The sequence below is a fragment of the Amycolatopsis sp. NPDC043887 genome (genome assembly GCF_056435665.1).
Window position 1 is genome coordinate 462,047 of record NZ_JBWKEB010000007.1, and the last position, 23,988, is coordinate 486,034.

Below are 23,988 nucleotides of genomic sequence, written 5' to 3' on the forward strand. Positions count from 1 at the left end.
TTGCCCCGTGACAAATCTTGCTGCGAACGCGGAAAGCCCGGCGTCGGTGGCGGTACGCGACGAGGCTGTCGCCGCCGCGCGGGCCGCGGCCGTGGCTTCGGGCGTCGAAATCCGCGAACTGACCGAAATCGCCGAGCTGGCCGCCGTGGTCGGCCTGTTCGAGTCGATCTGGCGGTCCGGGCCGAGCGGCAGACCGGTGAGCACGGAACTGCTCCGCGCGATGTCCACGGCCGGTAACTACGTCGCGGGCGCTTTCGAGAACGGTGAACTGCTGGGTGCCTGTTTCGGCTTCTTCGGGAGTCCGGGAAAGGCGAGCCTGCACAGTCACATCGCCGGTGTCGCCAAGGCGGGCGCCGGCCGCGGGATCGGGCACGCGCTCAAACTGCACCAGCGCGGGTGGGCACTGCTCCAGGACGTCTCGGTGATCACCTGGACGTTCGACCCCTTGGTGCGGCGCAACGCCTATTTCAACCTGTGCAAGCTCGGCGCGCGCCCGATCGGTTACCTGCCCGACTTCTACGGTCCGATGGAGGACGACATCAACGGTTCGGGCGACACCGACCGGCTGATGGTCGGCTGGGATCTCCGGAGCCCGGAGGTCCGCGCCGCCGCCTTCGGCGAACCGGTCCTCATCGACGCGGAAGCGCTGGGCGCGGCGAGGGCGCTCTCGGTCGGTCCCGACGGCGGTCCGAGCATCGGATCCTCGGACACGCCGACCGTGCTCGTCGCGGTCCCGCCCGACATCGAACGGTTGCGCCGCACCGATCCCGGTCGCGGCGACGCGTGGCGTGTCGCCCTGCGCGAAGTCCTCGGCGGACTGATGGCGGACAACGCCCATGTCGCCGGTTTCGATCGTGCCGGCTGGTACGTGATCTCCAAGGAGCAGTCATGAAACTCAGCGGTGTGGAACTGCGCCGGGTCCGGATGCCGCTCGTGGCCCCGTTCCGGACGTCGTTCGGGACGCAGTCCGAGCGGGAACTGCTGCTCGTCCGCGCGGTGACCCCGGCTGGCGAGGGCTGGGGCGAATGCGTCGCGATGGAGGCGCCGCTCTACTCGTCGGAGTACAACGACGCCGCCGAGCACGTGCTGCGGAACCATCTGATCCCCGCCCTGCTGGCGGCCGAGGACGTGACCGCGCACAAGGTGACGCCGTTGCTGGCGAAGTTCAAGGGGCACCGGATGGCGAAGGGCGCGCTGGAGATGGCGGTCCTCGACGCCGAACTCCGCGCGCACGACCGGTCCTTCGCGGCCGAGCTGGGGTCCACTCGCGACTCCGTGGCCTGCGGCGTCTCGGTCGGGATCATGGACTCGATCCCGCACCTGCTCGACGTCGTCGGTGGTTACCTCGACGAGGGCTACGTCCGGATCAAGCTGAAGATCGAACCCGGCTGGGACGTCGAGCCGGTCCGCCGAGTCCGTGAGCGCTTCGGTGATGACGTGCTGCTGCAGGTCGACGCGAACACCGCGTACACGCTGGACGACGCGCCCTTGCTGGCCCGGCTCGACCCGTTCGGCCTGCTGCTGATCGAGCAGCCGCTCGAAGAAGAGGACGTGCTCGGCCATGCCGAACTGGCGAAACGCATCCGGACGCCGATCTGCCTCGACGAGTCGATCGTCTCGGCCAAGGCCGCCGCGGACGCGATCAAGCTCGGCGCCTGCCAGATCGTCAACATCAAACCGGGCCGGGTCGGCGGCTACCTCGAAGCCCGCCGGGTGCACGACGTCTGCGCGGCGCACGGGGTCGCGGTGTGGTGCGGCGGGATGATCGAGACCGGGCTGGGCCGCGCGGCCAACGTCGCCCTGGCCTCGCTGCCCGGCTTCACGCTGCCGGGCGACACCTCGGCGTCCGGCCGGTTCTACCGCACCGACATCACCGAGCCGTTCGTGCTGGACGGCGGGCACCTGCCGGTACCGACCGGACCGGGGCTCGGCGTGACTCCGATTCCCGGCCTGCTGGACGAGGTCACCACTGAGAAAGCGTGGATCGGTTCGTAGCGTTCTACGAATTCCGGGGTTAGATTTGGTCGGATCGAACCGGTCGGTTCGACGACGCCGGGTTTAACTTCGGGGGGTGCTGACACCGGTGCCCAGCAAGCCGCATACGAGCTTGGGACGCGTCCTCGAAGACCTCGGGGACGTGCTCCTGGAGCCGGTCGCGGTCGGCCGGACCACCCGCAAGCAGCTCGGCGGGGTGGTCATCCACGATCCGCACGACGAATCCGACATCCCTGGCGGTGCCGTCGTGCTCGGCGTCGGGGTGCGGGACCAGGACGAGGTCGTCCGCCTCTTGCGCGACGTGGGTGCGAGAGGCGCGGCGGCGCTCGTCGTCCGGTCTCCCGTCACCCCGGCGCCGGAACTCCGGCGAGCCGCGGAGTCTTCCGGGGTCGCCCTGCTGGGGCTCGCGCGAGGCGCGTCCTGGGCGCAGCTCGCCGCCATGCTCAGGACGTTGCTCGCCGAAGAGGACGTCGGCGAGGTCTCGCCGCAGACCCTCGGTGGAATGCCTTCGGGTGATCTGTTCGCGCTGGCCAACGCGATCGCCGCGCTCATCGACGCGCCGGTGACCATCGAGGATCGCAACAACCGGATCCTCGCGTTCTCCGGACGCCAGGACGAAGCGGACCCGTCCCGGGTGGAAACGATCCTCGGCAGGCAGGTGCCGGAGCGGTTCGCCCGCGGCCTCGAACAGGACGGTGTCTTCGAGAAGCTGTACCGAGACCAGGTGCCCGTGTACGTCGATCCGCAGCGGTACGACGACAGTGCCATCGCGCTGCCTCGCGTGGCGCTCGCCGTCCGCGCCGGCGACGAGGTACTCGGATCGATCTGGGCCGCGGTCCGGGAACCGCTCAGCGGGGAGCGCACGCAGGCGTTGATCGACGCCGCCAAACTCGTCGCGTTGCACCTGCTCCGGTTGCGTGCGGGCGCGGACGTCGAACGGCGGCTGCGCGCGGATCTGGTGAGCACGGCACTCGAAGGAGGGGCCGGCGCGCCGGAGGCCATCGCCCGGCTCGGGTTGCTCGGCCAGCCGTCGATCGTGCTCGCCATGGGTCTGCTCGGCGCACCGGACCCGGAGGACGATCTCCGGCTGGTCGCGGACCGCCAGCGGGTGGCCGACGCGCTGTCCATGCACCTGAGCGCCGTCCAGCCTCGTTCGGCCGTCGCGCTGGTCGGCGACGTCGCGTACGGCATCCTCCCGATGCCCGGTGGTCAGGCCGACTGCCAGGAGCGTTCGGTTCGGGTCGCGTCGACCTTTCTGGAGCGCACGGGACGCCGGGCGGCGGCCGCGATCGGCATCGGGCCGCTCGCGCTCGACGCGTCCGGTCTCCACGCCTCCCGCGACGGTGCGGACCGGGCGTTGCGCGTGCTGCTCACCAACGGCGGCGCCAAACGCGTCGCGACCGCCGAAGACGTTCACGTCGACGCGCTCATGCTGGAGCTGGCCGACCTCGCCGCGGCCAGGGGAGACGTCGCGACGGGACCGGTCGCGCGGTTGCTCGCCTACGACGCTCAGCACCAATCACAACTGGTGCACACCCTTCGGTGCTGGCTCGACGCTTTCGGTGACATCGGAGCCGCGTCCGCGTCGGCCTACGTCCATCCGAACACCTTCCGCTACCGGCTGCGGCGCCTCGCCGAAGTCGGCGAGATCGACCTCGACGACGCGGGGGAGCGGTTCGCCGCGATGCTGCAATTGCGGCTGCTTCCCCGCGACGCGCGGACCGGGCCGCCCGGCACTGAAGACTGACCTTCGGTATTCCGGCCCGAAACGACGGCCGATGTTCGTGTGATCGCACGAACTCCGCTCGGCTACCGCGTTTCAGAATGAGTGACCGGCGCCACGCTCGCGCCGTTCTCCCTTCTCTTCCGAAGATCCCGCGGAGGCGCCATGACGGCAGTGGTCAATGAGGACACCTGGACAGCACGGCGGATCAACCGGACCGCGCTCATCACGATGGTGGTGATGGTGTTCGCGTGGGCGGTCGACTACATCGACCGGTTCTCGATCGGGATGGCGCTGCCGATGATCGGCGCCGAATTCGAGCTCAGCAAGACCGAACAGGGCTGGCTCGTCACCGTGTTCGCGCTGGTGTACATGGTCTGCCAGATTCCGGCGGGCTTCCTCGCCGACCGGTACGGCTCGCGGGGGCCGATGCTGGTCACGCTGCTGCTCTGGTCGGCGTTCACCGCGATGACCGGGATGGCGGGCACCTTCGGCATGCTGCTCGTCGTCCGCGGCCTTTTCGGTGTGTGCCAAGGACTTTTCCCGGCGGCCTCGTTCAAGGCGATCGCCGAACGGACCACCCCCGGCAATCGCGCGACGGTGACCGGTGTGATGCTGTCCGCGGGCGGCATCGGCGCCGGCCTGGCGCCGCTGATCGTCGGCCCGCTGCTGATGGCGGTCGGCTGGCGGCACACGTTCTTCTGGATGGCCGGGATCGGCGCGCTCATCGGGGTGGCCGTCTGGACGATCCTGCCCAAGGCACTGCCCGAAAGGCTGAGCAGCCTTCCGCGCGACGTGGTGAAAACCCCTGAGGTATCCCGCAAACAGGTGCTGAAATCCCCGGTGATCTGGAAGTTCACCCTGCTGTTCTGCGTCACCAACATGCTCAACTACGGGATGATCACCTGGGTGCCCAGCTATCTGCTGGAGTCCAGGGGGCTGTCGTTGAGCCAGACCGGGATTCTGGCCGCGATCCCGATGCTGGTCAGCATCGGCACGACCATTCTCGGCGGCTGGCTGTTCGACCGGTACTTCCACGATCACGGCCGCTGGTACCTCGGCTCGATCGCGCTGGTGACCGTGGTGCTGCTGACGTTGATGGTGAACGCGGACAGCACGGCGGAGTTCACGCTCTACGAGACGCTCGCCCTCGCTGTCTTCGGCATGGCGACGATGGCGGTCTTCGGCCTTCCGCTGCGGGTACTCCCCACCGCGGTCACCGGGATCGGTATGGGAGTGATGAACTTCGGCGGCCAGGTGGCGGGTGCCGTCGCCCCGGTGGCGATGGGGTGGCTCGCCGACACCTTCTCCTACACCGCCGCGTTCGGTTTCCTCATCGGCACCACCTTCCTCACCGCCGTGATGGCGTTCTGGGTGCCGCAGAACCCGGCGCAGTTCTCTTTCGCACCGGCGGAATCCGGCACCGGCTCGTGAGTGGTAAGGACGGTTCTAACCGTCCTTACCACTCACGAGCCTCAAGCAGACAGGAGTCCCATGCGCACAGCGTCCGAAGTCATCGAAACGATCACCGAACGAGCGAAGGAGGCCGGCGTCCGGGTCCGGTTGCACGCGGCCGAAATCGACGGCACCCGGCGGATCGGCGTCGACGAGCACGCTCCCGTCGTCACGGCGTCGGTCTTCAAGGTCCCGATCGCGCTGGAACTGGCGAAGCAGGGCGCCGAGGGCGACCTCGACCTCGCCGAGCGGGTCACCGTCCCACCTGGACACCCGACGCCCAGCCCGTACGGCCTCGCCACCTTCCGGCACGAGATCTCGATGTCCTGGTACGACCTCGCGATCCTGATGATCGGGATCAGCGACAACGTCGCCACTGACCTGATCCTCGACCGCGTCGGGCAGGAATCGACGGAGAAAACCTTGCGTGGCCTCGGTTTCGAGCACACCACCGTGTCACAGGACTGCGGGGAGGTGCTCGGCAGTATCGGCGAGGACCTCGGGATCTCCTACGAGGACGACGAAAGGCTGCTGACCGAACTCCCGATGGAGCGGATCGCCGCGTTGCGCGCGCTCCAGCCCGAGCACACTTGTGCCACGACGGCCGAAGAGATCACCCGGTTGCTCGGGATGATCTGGCGTGACGAGGCCGCGTCGCCGTCCGCGTGCGCGGACGTCCGGCGCTGGATGGAACTGCAGGTGTGGCCGCATCGGCTCCGGTCCGGGTTCCCGGACGACGGAATCCGCGTCAGCGGGAAGACCGGGACACTTCCGTCGGTGCGCAACGAGGTCGGCGTCGTCGAATATCCGGATGGCGGCCGTTACGCGGTGGGGGTTTTCACCGACGCCGTCGACGCGCGGTCACGCGTGCCGGAGCGGGACGCGTTCATCGGGTTCGCCGCGGCGCGGGCCGTGGAATGGCTCAGGCTTTGCGCCGAGCCAGGTGGCGAATGATCAGCAGCACGATGCATACGACCGCGACGGCGCCGGCGATCATGCGGAGGGTCCAGTCCAGCCCCGCGAACTGGCCGATCGCGTTGGTGGCCGCGCTGACGAGGAGGACGAGCCAGAGGGAAGCGGTGACCAGTGCGCCGCCGGACTTTTCGGTATCGTTCATGAGAAAGACGCTACGGTCGGGGAGCGCGGGCGACCAGGGGAGTGGCCCCCGTCGCGAGGTGGTGCTGGCGCTACCCCGCCGAACAAAGGAGTGTCAGAGTGGCGATCCAGCGGATGGACAACGTCCTCATCGTCGTCGAAGACCTTGACGCGGTGATCGCGTTCTTCGTCGAACTCGGAATGGAACTGGAGGGCAGGGGGCCACTCGAGTGGCCGGGGGCTGAACGGGTCATCGGGCTCGAAGACGTCCGCCAGGACGTCGCCATGCTGCGGATCCCGGACGGTCCCGGACGGATCGAGCTGGCGAAGTTCCACCGGCCGAAGGCCATCAGCCCCGAACCGAAGGACGCGCCGGCGAACACGCTGGGCATCCGCCGTGTCATGTTCGCGGTCGACGACATAGAAGACGTCATCGCCCGCTTGCGTGCCCACGGCGCGGAACTCGTGGGTGGGCTGGAGCGGTACGAGAACAGCTATCTGCTCTGCTACGTCCGCGGTCCCGAGGGCATCGTCGTCGGACTGGCGGAAGAGCTGAGTGAAGCAAGGCAGAACGGCGGGACCGAAAACTGAGTGTCCACATCGCGTTGGCGCACCCCAGTCCAGCTTGGAAAGCCCGTATGTCCTGAAGGGCCCCTTCAGGACATGCGCTTGGGCCACGAACCCTCATCCGGGCGCCGAAGCCACGCAACGTATCCAAATCGGGCCGGGCTGTCCTCAGCCCTTGCCGCCCAGGTAGGCCAGCACCGCCAGGACTCGCCGGTGCCCGCTGTCCTCCGGCAACCCGAGTTTCGCGAAGATGTTCCGGATGTGCTTGTGCACCGCGCCGTCGCTCACCACGAGCAGTTCGGCGATGGTCGTGTTGTTGTAGCCCTCCGCCATCAGCCCGAGCACCTCGCGCTCCCGCGCGGTCAGCCCGTCGAGCGGGTCGGTCGCCCGGCGGTGCGCCATCAGCTGGGTGATGACCTCGGGGTCCATGGCCGTCCCGCCCTTGACGACCCGGTCCAGCGCGTCGAGGAACTTCTCGACCTTCCCGACCCGCTCCTTGAGCAGATACCCGACGGCGCCCTTGCCGTCGGCTAGGAGTTCCGCCGCGTAGCCGGTTTCGACGTGCGCGGACAGCACGAGCACGGGCAGTCCGGGATACATCTTCCGCGCTTTGACGGCGGCGCGGAGCCCTTCGTCCGTGTGGGTCGGCGGCAGCCGGACGTCGGTGATGACCGCGTCGGGCCGGTCCTTGGTGACCAGTTCGAGGAACTCGTCCACGTCGTCCACCGCCGCGGCGACGTCGATGCCCGAGGTGTTCAGCAGCATCACCAGGCCTTCGCGCAGCAGCGCGTCGTCCTCGACGATCACGACCCGCATGGCAACTCCACTTTCAGTACGGTCGGCCCACCGGCGGGGCTGGACAGTTTCAAGGTCCCGTCGAACGCCTCTGCCCGTTTGCGGATCCCGGACAGACCGCTGCCCGCTGCTTCGTCGGCGCCGCCGTGGCCGTCGTCGCGGATCTCGATGAGCAGGGTGTCTGCGGTACCGTCGAGGGTGATCCAGGCGTGTTCGGCACCGGAATGTTTGGTGATGTTGGCCAGCGTCTCGGCGACCACGAAGTAGGCGGCCGCTTCGACGGCTGCGGGACGGCGGCTGCTGCTGCGCACGTCCACGGTGCACGGGACCGGGCAGCGATCGGCCAGCGCGGTGACGGCGCCGTCGAGGCCGCGGTCGGTCAGCAACGGCGGGTGGATGCTGCGCACGACGGTCCGGAGTTCGGCCAGCGCGCCGGTCGCGGTGTCCTGCGCCTTGCCGAGCAACTCCCGGGCGCGTCGCGGATCCTTGTCGAAAAGCGAATCGGCGATCCCCAGCTGCAGGACCACCGCGGCGATCCTCGCCTGCGTCCCGTCGTGCAGGTCCCGTTCGAGACGACGGAGTTCGGCGCCGTGCGCCTCCAGCGCGGCGGCACGCGACGCGGCCAGTTCGACGACGCGGTCGGTCAGCACGACTCCGGCCGCCGGCGCGAGCAGCCTGCGCGCGACGGTGGCCTGCCATCGGGCCACACGGGGGAACAGGAAGATCAGCGCGACCATGCCGACCCCGGTGATCGCGCTGAGTGCCGCCAGGGGCCACGACGTGACCACGAACCCGAGCGAGCTTTCCACCCCGCCGGGCACCGTCGGCCAGATGAACGCGGTGACGATCTGCCGGAGCCCGCCGAGCGGCAGGGCGATGGCGAAGATGCCGATGACGAAACCGCTGGCGCCGTGGAAGACGAGCCAGCCGAGGTCCCGTCGTGACGCCGGGTCGGTCACCGGGTTCCCGGACCGGTACGGCTCGGGGATCGGCTCGCCCAGCAGGCGGGCGGCCCGCCGTCGTTCGAAGTCGACCGGACGGCGGATCAGCCGGAGCGCGACGGGCAACGCCGGGATCCCGACGCCGAACGGGCACATCAGCAGCACGAACAGCATGCCGACGAGGACGAACCAGGCGACCATCGAGGAGGCCGCGCCGACCGCCAGGTACCGGATCGCGGACCAACAGGACCGGAGCCGGGTGATCACCCGGACAGTCTCCCATCCCGCCGCTCGCGGCTCTCAGCCCGTGGCGTGTGAAATCCTTTGCGATACTCGGGGCATGATCTTGATCGTCCTCAAAGCACGGATCCGTCCCGAGAAACGAACCGAGTGGCTGGCGGGTATCGACCGGTACACGCGGCAGGTGCGTGACGAACCCGGCAACATCTCGTTCGACTACTACCAGAACGCCGGTGACGAGAACGAATTCGTCCTCGTCGAGGTGTTCGCCGACAGCGCCGCCGGTGACGCGCACGTCGCGACCCAGCACGCCCAGGACTTCTTCCCGTTCATGTCGACCGTTGTCGCGGAGAAGCCCCGGATCAACTACCAGAACCTCGACGGCGACGCCTGGTCGGAGATGGCCGAGGTCACGCCGGTCGACTAGCCGCCTCCGTGGCGGTGCGGTCGATGATGGCGGCCAGCGTCGCCGCGGCTTCTTCGGGCACCCAGTGGCTGACGCCGGTCAGGATTTCGAGCCGATAGCCGGCGTCGACGTACTGGCCGGCGAGTTCGGCACTGCGCCGGGACAGGGCCGTGTCGCCGTCGCTCCATACGTGCGTGGTCGGCACGGTGACGCGGGCACGCAGGGCCGCCGGGTGGTGCAGCGGCATCGCGCGGTACCAGTTCAGTCCGCCGGTGAGGGCTCCGCCGAGCACGATGTCCCTCCGGACCTGGTCGATCTGCGCCGGTGTCATCCCGGTGCCCGCCAGCGTGCGTTCCAGCACGCGTGGCCGGCGCTGGATGGCGAATTCGGGCAGCCAGGGGATTTGGAACAGGAACATGTAGTACGAACGGATGAGCTGGTCGCTGGTGAGCATCGCTCGGAGGAACGCCCCGGGATGGGGGACCGACACGGTGGTCAGCGACCTGACCAGATCCGGCCACCGGGCCGCCGTCGACCAGGCGGCAACGGCGCCTCAGTCGTGTCCGGTCAGGTGCACCGGCCCGGCTCCGACGGCGTCGATGAGCGCGACCGTGTCGGCCACGAGACGGCTCGACCGGTAAGCGAAGCGGCCGCGTGGGCGCGCGCGGGGTGAGTAGCCGCGCTGGTCGGGCACGATCGTGCGGTATCCCCGCTGGTGGAGCAGGGTGGCGGTCTCCGTCCAGGAGGCGCCGGTCTGCGGGAAGCCGTGCAGCAGGACGACGACCGGGCCGTCGAGCGGTCCGGTGTCGCGTACGTCGAAGGTGAGTCCGTCGTGGTCGAAGGAGTCGATACGGCGGGGCGCGGTCATGGGCGGATCTCCCATTCTTCGGTGGTCTGGCGGGGCCGCTCGGCTATATGTTACCTTGAGTAACAGTGAATCGCGGTAACAGGTAGCCGCACACTCTGTCGACGTCGTCAGGGAGGTCCGTATGACCAGCACCGATGTGCCACGCACCGCGGCAACGGCCGGGGCAGGCCGCCACGAGACCGCGCAGCGGCTCCTCGATTCGTCCGCGATGCTGTCCTACGACCCCGCCACCGAGGTGGACTGGGAGACGCCGCTGGACAAGGACTTCCACGGCGCCAGCCCGGAGTGGAGCACTCTCTACGGCACGAGCTACTGGGCCGAGATGAGCACGGAGCAGCAGAAGGAGCTCACGCGCCAGGAAGCCGCTTCGGTCGCGAGCACCGGCATCTGGTTCGAGATGATCCTGCAGCAGATGGTGCTCCGCGACTTCTACGCCAAGGACCCGACCGACCCGGCGTTCCAGTGGGCGCTCACCGAGATCGCCGACGAATGCCGTCACTCGATCATGTTCGCCCGCGGCGCGGAGAAGCTCGGCGCGCCGCCGTACCGTCCGCGCAAGCTCGCCGTCGAACTCGGCCGGATCTTCAAGGCGACGGCCACCGGCGAAGCGGCGTACGCGGCCATTCTCGTCGCCGAAGAGGTCCTCGACGTGATGCAGCGCGACTGGATGCGCGACGAGCGCGTGGTCCCGTTCGTGCGCACCATCAACAACATCCATGTGGTCGAAGAGTCCCGCCACATGAAGTTCGCCCGTGAGGAGACGCGGGAGCAGCTGGAGGGCGCGGGTTTCGTGCGCCGCCGGATCAACGCGCTGGTCATCGCCATCGCGTCGTACTTCATCGTCAGCAGCATGATCAACCGCGACGTCTACAAGAACGCGGGGCTCGACACCAAGCGCGCCTTGCGCGAGGCGAAGGCCAATGAGCACCACAAGGCGATGATGCGGTCGAGCTGCGCCGGCCTGATGGAGTTCCTCGGCTCCTGCGGTCTGCTCACCCGCCCCGCGCTGGTGTTCTACAAGCGGGCGAACCTGATCTGACATGGCCTTCGCGATCACCCAGACCTGCTGCAACGACGCCACCTGCGTGTCGGTCTGCCCGGTCAACTGCATCCACCCGACGCCGGACGAGCCCGACTTCGGCACCACCGAGATGCTCTACGTCGATCCGGCCTCGTGCATCGACTGCGGGGCCTGCGCGGACGCCTGCCCGGTGGACGCGATCTTCCCGGCGGATCTGCTGACCGGATCGCTGAAGGTCTACGCGGGAATCAACGCGGCCTTCTACGCCGACCGTGAGGCCGTCCCCTCGGCGGATCCCGCGCCGAACTTCCACCAGTGGGCCCCGCCGACGTTCGACCGGGCCATCCCCAGCGATTTCGCGCCACCCGACATCGCCGTCGTCGGCACCGGCCCGGCCGGTATGTACGCCGTGGAGGACCTGCTCCTCCACACGAACGCGCGGGTCACCCTGATCGACCGGCTGCCGGTCGCGGGCGGGCTCGTCCGTTACGGCGTCGCTCCGGACCATCCCGCCACGAAGCGGATCGGCGACACGTTCTCGCGCCTTCACGAGCACCCGCGGCTGCGGATGCGCCTGGGCACCGAGGTCGGCCCCGATGTGTCCGTGGACGAGCTGGCCGAGCGCCACGACGCGGTCGTCTACGCGGTCGGTGCCTCTTCCGCGCGCGGTCTCGGCCTCGATGGCGAGGAACTGCCCGGCAGCATCGCCGCGACCACCGTCGTCGCCTGGTACAACGGTCATCCGGACGTGCCGGCGAACGCGGTGGACCTGTCCGCGGAACGGGTCGTGCTGGTCGGCACCGGCAACGTCGCGCTCGACGTCGCCCGGATCCTGACCGCCGACCCCGACGACCTCGCCGGGACCACGATCGCCCCGCACGCGCTGGAACGCTTGCGTACCAGCAAGATCCGGGAAGTCGTGCTGCTCGCCCGGCGCGGGCCCGAGGACGCGGCCTACACCTCGCCGGAGCTGCTCGCGCTGGCGGGGCGCGACGGCGTGCCGCTCGTCGTCGACGACGCGGACCCGCGCACCACGGCCGCGATCGACGCCGGCAACGGCAAAGCGGCGCTGCTGCGTGAACTCGGCCGCGAGACCGTCGACTGGACGGCGCCGCCGACCTCGGACGGACGCCGGATCGTCCTGCGCTTCCACTCAGCGCCCATCGCGATCATCGGCGACACGCAGGTGCGGGGCCTTCGCGTCACGGGCCGGGACGAGCGGGTCGAAATCGCGGCGGGTCAGGTCGTGCGCGCTGTCGGCTATCGAGGTGTGCCGGTGCCGGGTCTTCCGTTCGACGACGCCCGCGGCACGATCCCGAACACCGCCGGCCGCGTCGACGGACTCAGCGGCGCCTACGTGGTCGGCTGGATCAAACGCGGCCCCTCGGGCGGAATCGGCGCGAACCGGACTTGTGCGCGGGAGACCGTCGCGACGCTGCTGGAGGACATCACGTCCGGCAGGCTGCCGGTACGGGCGCGGCGGTCGCCGGTGGCCGCGCTGGCGGCGCGGTTCCGGCGGCGCTGACCCAGGCTACGAGGCCGACACCCGCCGGTTCAGCAAGACCGGCAGTACGCGATGTCCGTTGGAAATGAACGAGTCGAGGTGCCGCATCGCGTCGGGGGTGGTCGCGAGGGTCATGTCCGGGAAGCGTGCGAACAAGGCCGGAAGGGCGATCGCGGCCTCCAACCGGGCCAGTGGAGCGCCGATGCAGTAATGCGCGCCGTAGCCGAACGCGACATGCGCTTTGTCGGCGCGGGTGACGTCGAACGCGTCGGCGTCGTGCCCGTGCACCGCCGGGTCGCGTCCGGCGGCCGCGTAACCCGCCAGAATCGCGTCGCCTTTCCGAATGACGACGTCGGCGACGGAGATGTCCTCGACGGCGTAGCGCAACGGCAGGTTGGCCACGGGTGCTTGCCAGCGCAGCGTTTCCTCGATCGCGTCGGCCCACGAGACCCGGCCGTCGCGGAGCATGGCGAGTTGGCCGGGATGGGTCAGCAGGGCGGTGATGGTCTGGTCGAGGAGATTGACGGTGGTTTCGTGGCCCGCCGAAATGAACAGGATCAGGGTGTCGAGGAGTTCCGTTTCGTCCAGCCGGGCGCCGTCGTCCTGGGTGTGCGCTGCGAGGAGGGCGGTGGTGAGGTCCTCGCCGGGGTTCGTCCGCTTCTCGGCGACGAGTTCGGTGAAGATCGAGTGGATGTCCTGGTAGGCGGCCAGCATGGCCTCCTGGCTCGCCGAGGTCCGGAAGAAGACGTCGACGGAGTGGCGCAGTCCGGCGCGCGCGGAGTCCGGTACGCCGAAGAGGTGGCAGATGACTTCGATGGGCACCGGATAGGCGAAATTCTCCCGCAGGTCAACAGGTTCGCCCTCGGGCAGGGCTTCGAGTCCGGTCAGGAGGCCGTCGACGATCCGGGTGATCCAGGGTTCCAGCGTCGCGATCCGGCGTGCCGTGAAAGCCTGCGTCACGAGCGAGCGCAGCCTTTTGTGGTCGGCGCCGTACGCGGTGAACATGTTCCGCACCGAGACCCACACCAGCAACGGCCAGTCCGCGCTGACGTCGGCCAGCGCGGGCCAGTGCTGACGCGCGTCTTTGGACACGCGCGGGTCGCTGAGCAGGTCGCGCAGTAGTTCGTAACCCGTGACCGACCACGCCACCACACCGCCGGGTAACTCCACCCGGGTGATCGGGCCACGCTCGCGCAGGCGCTCGTTCTCGGCGTGGATGTCGTGGCCGTGCGGGTCCAGTACCAGGGGACGCGTCACCGGGGATCACCCTTTCTCGGCGGAGCGGACCGGATCCAGCGTGCCAGCGGAGTGGTCGCCCGGCTATTCGCCATTCGGGGCTGGCGACGACGAGCAGGATGGCCGCTCCGGCGAGCCGCGCCGGGCCGAGTGACTGACCGAGCAGGAGCCAGGCGAGCGTGGCTGCGACGACCGGCTCCACGAGAGACAGCACGCTCGCCGGCGCCGAAGGCAGCGTGCGCAATGCCCACAGCCCGGCCAGATAGGGCAGGGCGGTGCCTGCCACGGCCAGCGTCAGCAGGGCCGGCCACACCGGGATCCGGAGGCCGCCGAGGACCCGAGCAGACCGTAACCCGCGAGCGGCCACAGGTCGGCGCGACGGAACCGCATCGCCCGTGGCCGCGGCACCGCGGCCGGGGACCAGCCCGCCTCCATCACCGCCTTGGCCAGCGGGCCGGAACTCGCGAACAGCACCCACGAGAGGAGGCTCAGCCCGGTCGCCATGCGTGCAGTGTCCCCTTAGGACCGCCCGCCCGCCCGGACACTGGTTTTCGCTCAGTACAGCTCGATGACGAGTCGGTCGGTGAGCGCTCGTGAGACGCAGAGCGCCATCTGGCCTTCGCGATCGGCGGCGGTCAGGCAGTTGTCCCGATGGTCCGGGGTTCCCTCCAGCACGCCGGACACGCACGAGCCGCAAATGCCTTCCTCGCAGGATTTGAAGACCTCGACGCCGTTGTCCTCGAGGACCGCCAGGATGGATTTCCCGGCCGGTACTTCGAACTCCTCACCGGTGTCGAGTTCGACGGTGAGCGGGCGGTCGGCCGACGTGTCCACCTCGGCGGCTTCGAAATGCTCGACGTGCACGTGGTCCGCGCCGACGACCGGGCCGAGCACGTCGCCGACCTGCCGCATGAAGCCGTCCGGGCCACAGGTGTAGACGTGGGCCGACGGCGTCAGGTCCTCGGCGATCGTCCGCAGGACGGCGGGCTGTTCGGCACGGGGCACGCCGAAACGCGGCCGCACCCGGTCGGCGAACTCCACCCGTTCTTCCAGCAGCTGCACGAACGCCGCGGTTTCGCGGGAGCGGGCGAAATAGTGCAGCTCGAATTCGCTGCCCCGGCTGTAGAGCTCGTAGGCCATCGACAGCAGCGGAGTGATTCCGATACCGCCTGCCACGAGGACGTGCCGGTCGGCGTCCTCGGCGACCTTCAGCAGATTGCGCGGCTCGCTGATCTTCAGGTGATCGCCGACCGAAACCTCATGCATCGCCGCGGATCCGCCCCGCGAATTCGGCTCCCGTTTGACGGCGATCAGGATCGAACGCGGGTCGTCCGGGGCGCCGCACAGCGAATACTGCCGCAGCACTCCCGTCGGGCCGATCACGTCGACGTGCGCCCCCGCCCGGTACCGGACCCGCAGTGGCTCGGCGTCCTGCCGGACCAGCCGCAGGGTACGGATTTCCGGCGTTTCTTCGGTGATTTCGACGACGCGGAAGAGGACGTTCGTCATCTGGGTGCCTCCTGGTCAGCGCATGAACAGGCCGCCGTTCGCGTCCCAGCAGGCGCCGGTGACGGAGGCGGCTTCGGGGGAGGCGAGCAACGCCACCATTTCGGCGATGAACGTCATGCTGCCCAGCCGCCCCACCGGGATCCGGCCTTCAGCCGTTCGAGGTTCTCTTCGCCGACGATCCGGTGGACCATGGGGCTGTCCTGCGGTCCGGGGGAGACCGCGTTGACGGTGACGCCCCTGGCGGCGAGCTCGCGGGCGAACACCTTGGTCGCCGACAGGATCGCGCCCTTGGAGGACGCGTAGTGCCCGCCGGTCGCGGTGCCGCCGTTCTGCCCCGCGAGGGAGGCCATGTTGACGATCCGGCCGTACCCGGCTTCGGCCATGTGCGCGCCGAACAGCTGGCAGGCGTGGAAGGTGCCGTTGAAGTTCACCGCCATCACCTCGTCGAGCTCCTGCGGCGTGATCTCCAGCAACGGCCGGGCCTGCGTGCGGGCGGCGTTGTTCACCAGTACCTGGACCCCGCCGAAGTCCCCGAGCACCGACGCGAGCAGCTGATCGATGTCGGGACGGCTGGCGACGTCGACGCGATAGCTCTGAGCGTGCGCCCCGCTCCGGTCCAGTTCGGTCGCGAGGCGTTTCGCGGCCGCTTCGTCGAGGTCGGCGATCGCCACCCGATGGCCGCCGTTGTGCAGGCGTCGCGCGATCCGCTCGCCGAGCCCGGCCGCCCCGCCGGTGATCACGGCGACCGGCGCGGTGCCGCTCACAGCAGGAATCCCGCGGCGGGAACGGCTTCGTCGGCGTCGACCAGCCGGACGACCTTGCGGGCGAAGCGATCCGCGTCGCCACCGGCGCCGAGGCGGACGACGTAGTCGACGTCCGCGGCCCAGAGGTCGTGACGGCCGCGTTTGTACGCCACGACGATCTGGGCGGCCTTGAGCGTGACCGACCGGTCGTCGACGTCCGTGGGGATGAAGCGAGAGACGGTCCGCACGGTGATCGCCGAGTCCACCGCGGCGATCGCGTAGCCCTCGGTCATCCGCCGCACGCGCAACCCGCGCATCCGGGCGTCGTCGTGGACCATGTTGAGGACGTCGTCGAAGTCCTCGGCGTCGCGCTCGATCGGGATGATGTACATCCCGTCTTCGGCGTAAAGCCGTTGCCAGGCCTCGTATTCCTTGGCGTCCAGCAGCGCGGCCTCGCGCCAGGCCAGCTCGATCGCGCGGACCACCCGCGGATCGGTGAGGGTCTCAGTCATCGCTCATCATCCGCTTCCATTGGGCGTACGCCGCCCGCATTCCGGTCTCGTCGGTGACGTGGCTGGTCGGCCAGCCCTCGGCGGAGGGCTTCTCGCGACCCAGACCGCGGTTGACCATGATCGGCAGCTCGGGTGCGCCCTGGGCACCGCGCTGCACCCGGTCCCAGCCCTCGGAGTCGTCCGGAGTGCCGAACCCGAACGGACCTTGGAAATGCTCGTGGGCGCGCAGCCGCTCCCGGTTGACGGGCCCGACGATCTCGGCCGGGCCGTCGCTGCCGAGGGCGACGTGTTCGATGACGGTCTCGTCGACACTGATCGGCCGCAGCACCCGGAAGAACGAGATCGACATCGACACGTTCGGGAACAGGTTGAGGTTGAACCCCGTGCCGTGCACGGCACGGACGAGCCTCCGGATCTCGGCTTCGTCCGCTCCGGCGGCTTCGAGCTGGGCGACCAGGCCGTCGAACCGCGGCTGGAGCGGCTCGCTGCCGTCGTCGGCGTCGAGATCGGAGTGTTCGGGAACCATCTGCATCACCGAGTGGCCGTTGCCGAGATCGTGGGTGACCGCCGTCGGGTCGGTCATGAATGACATCATCTCGGCGGTTTCCGCGTCGACCGAGGCCATCCAGGAGCGGTGCACGATGGGGAAGTGGTACCCGTCGGTGGTGTTCTCCAGCTGGATCTTCCAGTTGCCGCGGTAGGTGAACCGATGGGTGCCGAGCACCTTCACCGGATAGCCGCCACCCTGCGCCATGAAGCGGTCGATCCACGGTTTGACGTCGCCGAGGAAGTCGGCCAACGGCTCGGCGTCGGCGTTCAAGGTCGCGAAGATCATCCCGCCGTAGGACTCGGTACGCAGGGTCTTCAGCCCGAGATCGGCCTTGTCCATGACGCCCTCGTACCCGTCGGGGTACGGGATGCCGCGCAGTTTGCCGTCCAGGCCGTAGGACCAGGCATGGTACGGACAGGTGAATCCGTTGGCGTGACCGGTCTTCTTCTCGCAGAGTGACGCGCCCCGGTGGCGGCAGCGGTTCACGAGCGTGCGGATCTCGCCCTTGCGGTCCTTGGTCACGATGACCGGATGCCGTCCGACGTGGGTCGATTTGAAGCTGCCCGCCTTGGGCAGCTCCGATTCGTGCGCGACCCAGATCCAGGCCCGCTCGAAGATCTTCGTCATCTCCTGGTCGAAGATCGCCGGGTCGGTGTACGTCCGGCCGGCGACCCGGTCGCCGAGGACGAGGTCCGCGGGCGGCAGGTCGTACACGGTGGCGGCGGTGAATGCTGTGCTTTCGATGGCCATCGCGATCAGCCCCGGTATTCGCGCGGAGTGAGAGCGCGGCCGATGCGCGCTTCGATCTTGGCGTACTTCCACAGCTTCCACGGACTGTCGCCGACCGGTGTGGTGCGCAGGAAGTCGCACGCCTTCTTGACGGTCTCCTGTGTGTCGACGTCGCAGAGCAGGTAACAGGTCCACGGCCAGCCGTCGGACGGGCCGACCATATGCGAGTCGTCGTCGATGTCGCCGATGAAGTCCACGCCGGGCAGGCCCTTGATGCCGTCCATCAGCGCGACGAAGGCGGTCCACACGTCGCTGGCGGCGACGCCGCCTTCGGGCAGGTCGAAGAAGTTCTGGTTGATACCGATGCAGAACAGCACGCGCAGCGGGGTATCGCTCATGGTGGTGGTCCAACTCCTCGTCAGCGGTCGGTGGTGGGTCACTGGAAGCCGGGAACGGTGGGCGGATGGCCCATCAGCACGGCACCCGCGGCGTCGTACATGGCCGGCCCCAGGAAGGCGTGCTGCTGGGGGACGAGGGCGTCGCCGAGCAGCCATTGCAGCGGGTGGTCGTTGGCGATGGCGCCGGTCCCGGACAGGCCGATGACCCGGTTGACGGTCTCGGCGGCGGTCTTCGCGAGATGGGTCGAGGCCAGCCGGAGATGGGCGTTCTGGTGCGGCGCCACGGGATCGCCGTCCAGCACGGTCTGCCACGCTTCGTCGGTGACCTCGTAGAAGTACGCCCGCGCCGAACGCATCGTCGCCTCGGCTTCGGCCAGGCCCGTCCGGTAGTAGGCGCGGTCGGCGAGTTTCGGCGCGCCCGTGACGCCCGAACGGCCACTGCCGACCTCGGTCGCGAAGTCGATCGCCGCGCGGGCGACACCCGCGCCGACGACCGCCAGGACCTGGGAGGCGTAGGCGAGGGTGGGGTAGCGGTACAGCGGCTCGTCGATGGTGGGTTCACCGCCGCGGATGAACGTCCATTCGCGCGGGACCTCGACCTTGTCGACGACCAGGTCGAAGGAACCGGTGCCCTTCATCCCGACGACGTCCCACTCCTGGATGATCTCGACCTGCTCGGGCCGCAGCAGCGCGGTGCGCGGCTTTCCGGCGGTCGTGTCGTCTCCGGGGATCCCGACGCCCAGGACGTCGGCGCCCATGCAGCCGCTCGCGAACTTCCAGCGACCGTCGACCAGGAAGCCGGAGGCGGTGGGTTCGGCCCGCTGCACAGGGAAGAGGCCGCCGGCGAAGCACACATCCGGACCGTCGGCGTACAGCTCGGCCTGCGTCTCGACGGGCAGCGCCGCGAGATAGACCAGCGCGGAACCGAAGCTGGCCACCCAGCCGGTGGATCCGTCGACGACGGAGATCCGCTCCACGATCCGGAGGAATTCGGCCGGGGGCAGGGGCCTGCCGCCGAACCGTTCGGGGGTCGCGGAACGGTAGACGCCTGCTGCCTTGAGCCGGTCGACGAAGTCGCGGGAGACGTACCTCTGGTCCCGGAACTCCTGACGGCGCTCGAGGAGGTCGGCCAGGACATCGTCGAGTGTCACGGCCGGGCTCTCCTGGATCTGGGCCATCGGGCGCTCCTCGCGTCGTAGGGAAGATGTCTCCGACGCTAGGGATCACCGCCGCGCGTGGCCATTGGTCATTGCCTGCCGTCGGCGAGGGATTCCCACGCAGAGGGGTAGGGGAAATCCTTACCGGCCGCCCGGCGGCGAACTCCTATGCTGAGGCGGTGCAGGTCGATCCGATCGCGCCCGAGCTGGCCACCGGCGACTTCGTGGCGATGATGAACGCCTCGAAGGTGTGCGTGCTCGTCCACGACGCGGCGACCAAGAACATCCTGTGGGCCAATCCCGCCGCGTGCGAGATGCTCGAGTTCAGCCTTTCGGAGCTGCGCCCGCTCAAGGCCAACCACATGAGCAGCTCCGCCCAGCAGTACGACCGGGTGATCGGACGGGCGTGGCTCCAGGCGGCGGTGGAACACGGTTCGAGCCGCATCGTGTGGCACTACCGGAGCAAGTCCGGCCGCGTGATCCCCACGGACGCGGTGGCCATCCGGGTCGAGCTGGAGCGGGGACCCGCGGTGATGGTCCAGTTCCGCGACATCCAGCGCGCGGAGGAGGTCGAACGGGAGCTGAAGCTGACGACGTCGTACGTCGACGCGCTGGCGCGGCACACCTCGACCGTGGCGTTCATGCTCGACGCCGCCGGAGCGGTGCGGTTCGCCACGGACAGCGCGCTGACCTTCCTCGGCCTGACCGGCGACGACGACCGGCTGGCCGGTGAGCCGCTGACCGCGTACGCGCGGCTGTACCTGGGCGGCAGGCCGGTGCGCTGGACCGAGGTGGTGGCCGGCGCCGATCCGGTCGGGCCGGTGCAGCTGGAGTTGCCGGGGGAGAACGCGACCTGGCTGGAAGGGAGCCTGGAACGGCTGTCGGAGTCCGAGGTCGACGCGTATCTGATGATCCTGCACGACGTCTCCGAGCGGGTGCGCGGCGAAGCGCGGCGAGAGCTGGAACTGCGGCACGAGAACTACCTGGCGCGCTACAACGCCATGGGGGACATGGCGATGGCGATCGCGCACGAACTCGGCCAGCCGCTGGCCGCCGCCGCGAACTTCATCGCGGGCATCCGGGCGCGTGCCGCCACGATGGCGGACGGTGGTGAGGTCCGTGAGCAGATGGGCTACGGCCTGGACAGCGTCGCCCGCCAGATCGACCGGGCGAAGGAGATCGTCGGTTCACTGCGCTCCTTCGTCGGGCATCTGGAACAGGTCGAGCAGGTGGTCGACCTGAACGAGATCGTCCGGGAGTGCCTGTACTTCATCGAGCTGAGCGCCGCGCCGCACGCCGTGGACGTCCAGGTCCGGCTCGATCCGTCGCCGGTGCCGGTGCGGTGCGAACGGGTCCTCACCGGGCAGGTGGTGATGAACCTCTGCCTCAACGCGATCGACGAGACCACCGAATGCGAACCCGTGCAGCGGCGGATCACGGTGGGCACCCGCGCCAAGGAGGGCGTCGGCGTCCTCACCGTCGACGATCACGGCCGCGGTATCGCCAGGGACCCCTTCGCCGAGTCGTTCACCAGCAAACCCGGCGGCAGCGGTATCGGGCTGGCGCTGAGCCACCGCATCATCACCCGGCAGCACGGAAGCATCTGGGCCGAGCGGCGCGAAGGCGGGGGCTCCCGGTTCGGGTTCGCCCTGCCTCTGGACACGTAAGGGAAATCCTCAGGCGGCGCGGTGGAACTCGGGATATCGCCGGTTTCGGCAACGGCTCTAGCGTCGAGGTATGCCCGATGAGCTGACCACGACCCAGCGACGGTTCCGCGCGGCGATGGCGAACCTTTCGACGGCTGTCAACATCGTCACCACCGACGGCGTCAGCGGCCGCGCCGGCATCACGGTGAGCGCGGTCTGCTCGGTCACCGACACGCCGCCGACCCTGCTGGTCTGCGTCAACCAGTCGAGCTACACGCACGACATCTTCCGGACGAACGGGCGGATGGCCATCAACGTCCTGGCGCCCCAGCACAAGGACCTCGCCCTGCAGTTCGCCGGTGCGACGGACGTGCCGATGCTCGACCGGTTCCGGTTCGAGGTCTGGGATCACGACCGGTTCCGCATCCCCGTCGTCCGCGACGCGGCCGCCGTCCTCATCGGCGGGGTCGGCGCCGAGTTCACCCAGGGCACGCACACCGTGCTCTTCGTCGAGGTCGAGGACGTCTTCGTCAACGAGGACGCCGGGGGTCTCGCCTACTTCCGGCGCGAATTCCACCGGATCGCGCCGACCGGCGCGAACGCGTGAGGAGCCGGATGAGCGAGCGCACCATTTTGATGTGTTACAACGACAACCACGGATACGGCTGGCGCCATGTGGACCTGTTCGTGCACGACGCCGAGGGCCGTGAGCTGGACTGGGTCCACTGGCAGGTCCCTGCCGACGGTCCCGACGCCGCCGACGAGGTGACCGCGCGGGTCGAGCCCCTGCTGAGGCGTACTTCGGAGTGGCGGCACGGGGTGAGCGCCGGCGGGGTCGACTATTGGGAAGCGGATGCCGCGTGGGAGGAGCAGTGAGGCTCGCGCGCCCGTGGCCGCTGCGGGAACTCGCCCGGGATCTACGGCAGGGACGGACCACTCCGGAAGCGGCGTCGAAGCGGGCATTGGCCCGGATCGCCGAGACGGAAGCGGATCTGCACGCCTGGGTCGAACGGACGGCCTTCCTTCCGGGCGTGGGTGGGCCGCTCGGGGTCAAGGACATCATCGATCTGGCGGGCGTGCCCACCCGCTGCGGTTCGGCGTTGCGCGCGGCGGCCGCTCCGGCGACCTCGGACGCGGCGATCGTGACCGCGTGGCGAACGGCCGGCGCCGTGCCGCTCGGGAAAACGGTCACCACCGAGTTCGCGTTCTTCGCTCCCGGCCCGACCCGCAATCCCGCGGCTCCCGGTCGTACCCCGGGCGGCTCGTCGAGCGGATCGGCCGCCGCAGTCGCGTCCGGGCAGGTTCCGCTGGCGCTGGGCTCGCAGACCGCCGGATCGGTCACCCGTCCGGCGTCGTACTGCGGGGTCGCGTCGCTGGTCATGAGCCATGGCCGGTATCCGGTCACCGGGGTGACGGGGCTGAGCCCCAGCCTGGACAGCCACGGCGTCTTCGCGGCCACGGTCTCCGACCTCGCGATCGCATGGTCCGCGCTGACCGGCGACGCCGATCCCGCCCGGGAGTCGAGGCCGCCGCGGATCCTGGTGTGGTCCGCGGACGCGCTCGACGTCGTCGAATCGCCGATGCGGCACGCCGTGACACAAGCGGCGCGGCGCCTGCGGGAGGCAGGGGCGACCGTCTCGGCTTTCCTCGACGAACGGCTGATGGCCGACCTCACCGATGCGCATCCGGTGGTGATGGCCTACGAGGCGGCCCGTGAAAGGGCCACCGAGCTCGCCGTGGCCGAGCGGTTGAGCGCTCCCTTGGCGCAGCTGCTCCGGACCGGCGCCGCGACTTCGTCCGACGAGTACGAAGGCGCACGCGCGACCATCGCCGACGGTGCGGTCCGGCTCGCGGAGGTGTTCGGCTCCTACGACGTCGTGCTCGGCCCGGCCGCGCCCGGCGCGGCGCCGCGCGGACTGGAGGTGACGGGAAATCCCGTGCTGAGCCGGGGCTGGCAGGCGCTCGGCCTGCCCGTGGTCGCGCTGCCCGGGTTCACCGACGCGGCGGGTCTGCCGCTCGGCCTTCAGCTCGTCGGGCGTCGCGGCGGGGAAGCCGAACTGCTCGGGCACGCCTGCTGGGCGGAGCGGGTGCTCGCCGGGGATTCATGGTAAGGAGCTCTCCATGGTCACCACCGATTCCGCATCCGGCGGCGAGACGTCGCCGGTGGTCTACATCGTCGACGACGACGAGGCCATCCGCCAATCCCTGGTGTTCCTGCTGGAGAGCGTCGGCATCCAGACGCTCGTCTACCCGGACGGGCCGACGTTCCTGGAGGAGTTCGACCCCGACGAGCCGAGCGTGCTGATCATCGATGTCCGGATGCCGGGGCTCAGCGGTCTGCAGCTGCAGGAGAAGCTCGTCGCGCGCGAATTCCCTGCGCCGGTGATCTTCTGCTCCGCGCACGGCGACATCCCGATGTCGGTACGGGCGCTCCGGCTGGGCGCCGTCGACTTCCTCGAGAAACCGTACGAACCGCAGCGGATGCTGGAGGTCGTCCAGGCGCAGCTGGTGGTCGCGGCGGAACGGTTCTCGGCGGCCGCCTGCCGCAAAGCCGTCGCCGAGCGGATCGCGACCCTGACCCCGCGCGAGCGGGAGGTGCTTCGGCTGGTGATCGACGGCCTGCCCAGCCAGCTGATCGCGCGCCGGCTGGGCACCAGCGTGAAGACCGTCGATGTGCACCGGGCCCGGATCAAGGCCAAGACCGAGTCGGACAGCCTCGGCACTCTGGTGCGGGACGTCCTGCAGCACCAGGTCACGGTGTAGGTGCAGGTGGTCTCGTGAGTGGTAAGGACGGTTCTAACAGCTGTCTGAGTTCAGGACATGTCGGACAGTTGATGTTTCAGGACCTCACGGACACTGACCGGCCTGTCGGCGTGGTGACCAGGGCTTGTGTGGTGA

General features: G+C 69.3%; 27 protein-coding genes and 1 pseudogene. 14 read left to right on the forward strand and 14 right to left on the reverse strand.

Going from position 1 to position 23,988, the window contains the following annotated elements; translation table 11 throughout:
- Positions 1-7: 7 nt before the first annotated feature.
- The 5 genes from AC069H_RS21535 (at position 8) to AC069H_RS21555 (ending at position 6,127) form a co-directional block, all read left to right on the forward strand.
- The gene (locus tag AC069H_RS21535) at positions 8-892 is read left to right on the forward strand and encodes a GNAT family N-acetyltransferase (protein ID WP_478233592.1); all 885 of its coding nucleotides are present in this window, start codon (positions 8-10) and stop codon (positions 890-892) included.
- Complete coding sequence (gene menC / locus AC069H_RS21540) at positions 889-1,995, forward strand: o-succinylbenzoate synthase (protein WP_478233593.1); 1,107 nt, start codon at positions 889-891, stop codon at positions 1,993-1,995. The genes AC069H_RS21535 and menC overlap by 4 nt, the downstream gene beginning before the upstream one ends.
- Before the next feature lie 76 nt (positions 1,996-2,071).
- Entirely contained in the window at positions 2,072-3,742 is a 1,671-nt protein-coding gene (locus AC069H_RS21545; RefSeq protein ID WP_478233594.1) for a PucR family transcriptional regulator, read from the forward strand.
- Between the two features lie 141 nt (positions 3,743-3,883).
- Positions 3,884-5,152, forward strand: coding sequence for an MFS transporter (locus tag AC069H_RS21550; RefSeq protein WP_478226128.1), 1,269 nt, complete (start codon positions 3,884-3,886; stop codon positions 5,150-5,152).
- A 60-nt stretch (positions 5,153-5,212) separates the two neighbouring features.
- Complete coding sequence (locus AC069H_RS21555) at positions 5,213-6,127, forward strand: serine hydrolase (protein ID WP_478233595.1); 915 nt, start codon at positions 5,213-5,215, stop codon at positions 6,125-6,127.
- On the opposite strand, the gene AC069H_RS21560 is transcribed toward AC069H_RS21555, so the two are convergent.
- On the reverse strand, positions 6,096-6,290 hold the full coding sequence (locus AC069H_RS21560) for a hypothetical protein (protein WP_340681675.1): 195 nt from the start codon (positions 6,288-6,290) through the stop codon (positions 6,096-6,098). The genes AC069H_RS21555 and AC069H_RS21560 overlap by 32 nt on opposite strands.
- Before the next feature lie 98 nt (positions 6,291-6,388).
- On the opposite strand from AC069H_RS21560, the gene AC069H_RS21565 reads away from it, so the two are divergent.
- Positions 6,389-6,859, forward strand: coding sequence for a VOC family protein (locus tag AC069H_RS21565; protein WP_478233596.1), 471 nt, complete (start codon positions 6,389-6,391; stop codon positions 6,857-6,859).
- A gap of 144 nt (positions 6,860-7,003) precedes the next feature.
- On the opposite strand, the gene AC069H_RS21570 is transcribed toward AC069H_RS21565, so the two are convergent.
- Together AC069H_RS21570 and AC069H_RS21575 are read right to left on the reverse strand one after the other, a co-directional pair.
- Complete coding sequence (locus tag AC069H_RS21570) at positions 7,004-7,651, reverse strand: response regulator (RefSeq protein WP_478226131.1); 648 nt, start codon at positions 7,649-7,651, stop codon at positions 7,004-7,006.
- On the reverse strand, positions 7,639-8,838 hold the full coding sequence (locus AC069H_RS21575) for a sensor histidine kinase (RefSeq protein ID WP_478226132.1): 1,200 nt from the start codon (positions 8,836-8,838) through the stop codon (positions 7,639-7,641). The genes AC069H_RS21570 and AC069H_RS21575 overlap by 13 nt, the downstream gene beginning before the upstream one ends.
- A gap of 73 nt (positions 8,839-8,911) precedes the next feature.
- Here AC069H_RS21575 and AC069H_RS21580 point away from each other — a divergent pair, with 73 nt between their 5' ends.
- Positions 8,912-9,238, forward strand: coding sequence for a putative quinol monooxygenase (locus AC069H_RS21580; protein WP_478226133.1), 327 nt, complete (start codon positions 8,912-8,914; stop codon positions 9,236-9,238).
- Here the strand turns inward: AC069H_RS21580 and AC069H_RS21585 are convergent.
- On the reverse strand, positions 9,222-9,671 hold the full coding sequence (locus AC069H_RS21585) for a hypothetical protein (protein ID WP_478233597.1): 450 nt from the start codon (positions 9,669-9,671) through the stop codon (positions 9,222-9,224). The two genes, AC069H_RS21580 and AC069H_RS21585, sit on opposite strands and share 17 nt — an antisense overlap.
- Positions 9,672-9,770: 99 nt before the next feature.
- Positions 9,771-10,085, reverse strand: coding sequence for an alpha/beta fold hydrolase (locus tag AC069H_RS21590; RefSeq protein ID WP_478233598.1), 315 nt, complete (start codon positions 10,083-10,085; stop codon positions 9,771-9,773).
- Positions 10,086-10,206: 121 nt separating this feature from the next.
- Between AC069H_RS21590 and AC069H_RS21595 the strand changes: the two genes are divergently transcribed.
- Positions 10,207-11,124 (forward strand): AurF N-oxygenase family protein, encoded by a 918-nt coding sequence (locus AC069H_RS21595; RefSeq protein WP_125676900.1) that lies wholly within the window; start codon positions 10,207-10,209, stop codon positions 11,122-11,124.
- A 1-nt stretch (position 11,125) separates the two neighbouring features.
- Positions 11,126-12,631, forward strand: coding sequence for an FAD-dependent oxidoreductase (locus tag AC069H_RS21600; RefSeq protein WP_478233599.1), 1,506 nt, complete (start codon positions 11,126-11,128; stop codon positions 12,629-12,631).
- A 6-nt stretch (positions 12,632-12,637) separates the two neighbouring features.
- Here AC069H_RS21600 and AC069H_RS21605 read toward each other — a convergent pair whose 3' ends face one another.
- From AC069H_RS21605 to AC069H_RS21645, 9 genes and pseudogenes are all read right to left on the reverse strand, one after another.
- Entirely contained in the window at positions 12,638-13,867 is a 1,230-nt protein-coding gene (locus AC069H_RS21605; RefSeq protein ID WP_478226137.1) for a cytochrome P450 family protein, read from the reverse strand.
- A gap of 148 nt (positions 13,868-14,015) precedes the next feature.
- Positions 14,016-14,213: pseudogene (locus AC069H_RS21610) on the reverse strand (EamA family transporter); the annotation flags it as partial.
- Positions 14,141-14,350 carry a hypothetical protein gene (locus AC069H_RS21615; protein ID WP_478233600.1) on the reverse strand — a complete coding sequence of 70 codons (210 nt, stop codon included), beginning with the start codon at positions 14,348-14,350 and terminating at the stop codon, positions 14,141-14,143. The gene AC069H_RS21615 and the pseudogene AC069H_RS21610, both read right to left, overlap by 73 nt.
- A gap of 51 nt (positions 14,351-14,401) precedes the next feature.
- The gene (locus AC069H_RS21620) at positions 14,402-15,355 is read right to left on the reverse strand and encodes a PDR/VanB family oxidoreductase (RefSeq protein ID WP_478233601.1); all 954 of its coding nucleotides are present in this window, start codon (positions 15,353-15,355) and stop codon (positions 14,402-14,404) included.
- Positions 15,356-15,468: 113 nt separating this feature from the next.
- The gene (locus AC069H_RS21625; protein ID WP_478233602.1) at positions 15,469-16,119 is read right to left on the reverse strand and encodes an SDR family NAD(P)-dependent oxidoreductase; all 651 of its coding nucleotides are present in this window, start codon (positions 16,117-16,119) and stop codon (positions 15,469-15,471) included.
- The gene (locus AC069H_RS21630) at positions 16,116-16,610 is read right to left on the reverse strand and encodes an aromatic-ring-hydroxylating dioxygenase subunit beta (protein WP_478233603.1); all 495 of its coding nucleotides are present in this window, start codon (positions 16,608-16,610) and stop codon (positions 16,116-16,118) included. The genes AC069H_RS21625 and AC069H_RS21630 overlap by 4 nt, the downstream gene beginning before the upstream one ends.
- Positions 16,603-17,910, reverse strand: a complete 1,308-nt coding sequence (locus AC069H_RS21635) for an aromatic ring-hydroxylating oxygenase subunit alpha (RefSeq protein WP_478233604.1) — start codon at positions 17,908-17,910, stop codon at positions 16,603-16,605. The genes AC069H_RS21630 and AC069H_RS21635 overlap by 8 nt, the downstream gene beginning before the upstream one ends.
- A 5-nt stretch (positions 17,911-17,915) precedes the next feature.
- Positions 17,916-18,287 (reverse strand): hypothetical protein, encoded by a 372-nt coding sequence (locus tag AC069H_RS21640; protein WP_478226142.1) that lies wholly within the window; start codon positions 18,285-18,287, stop codon positions 17,916-17,918.
- Positions 18,288-18,325: 38 nt separating this feature from the next.
- Positions 18,326-19,465, reverse strand: a complete 1,140-nt coding sequence (locus AC069H_RS21645) for an acyl-CoA dehydrogenase family protein (RefSeq protein WP_478233605.1) — start codon at positions 19,463-19,465, stop codon at positions 18,326-18,328.
- 158 nt (positions 19,466-19,623) lie between these two features.
- Here AC069H_RS21645 and AC069H_RS21650 point away from each other — a divergent pair, with 158 nt between their 5' ends.
- The 5 genes from AC069H_RS21650 to AC069H_RS21670 all read left to right on the forward strand — a co-directional run bounded on the left by AC069H_RS21650 (position 19,624) and on the right by AC069H_RS21670 (position 23,853).
- Complete coding sequence (locus tag AC069H_RS21650) at positions 19,624-21,111, forward strand: PAS domain-containing sensor histidine kinase (protein WP_478226144.1); 1,488 nt, start codon at positions 19,624-19,626, stop codon at positions 21,109-21,111.
- Positions 21,112-21,181: 70 nt separating this feature from the next.
- Positions 21,182-21,697 (forward strand): flavin reductase, encoded by a 516-nt coding sequence (locus AC069H_RS21655; protein WP_340681689.1) that lies wholly within the window; start codon positions 21,182-21,184, stop codon positions 21,695-21,697.
- Positions 21,698-21,705: 8 nt separating this feature from the next.
- The gene (locus AC069H_RS21660; protein ID WP_478233606.1) at positions 21,706-21,966 is read left to right on the forward strand and encodes a hypothetical protein; all 261 of its coding nucleotides are present in this window, start codon (positions 21,706-21,708) and stop codon (positions 21,964-21,966) included.
- Positions 21,963-23,201 carry an amidase gene (locus AC069H_RS21665; protein ID WP_478233607.1) on the forward strand — a complete coding sequence of 413 codons (1,239 nt, stop codon included), beginning with the start codon at positions 21,963-21,965 and terminating at the stop codon, positions 23,199-23,201. The genes AC069H_RS21660 and AC069H_RS21665 overlap by 4 nt, the downstream gene beginning before the upstream one ends.
- 10 nt (positions 23,202-23,211) lie before the next feature.
- The gene (locus AC069H_RS21670) at positions 23,212-23,853 is read left to right on the forward strand and encodes a response regulator transcription factor (RefSeq protein WP_478226147.1); all 642 of its coding nucleotides are present in this window, start codon (positions 23,212-23,214) and stop codon (positions 23,851-23,853) included.
- The last annotated feature ends 135 nt before the right edge of the window (positions 23,854-23,988 follow it).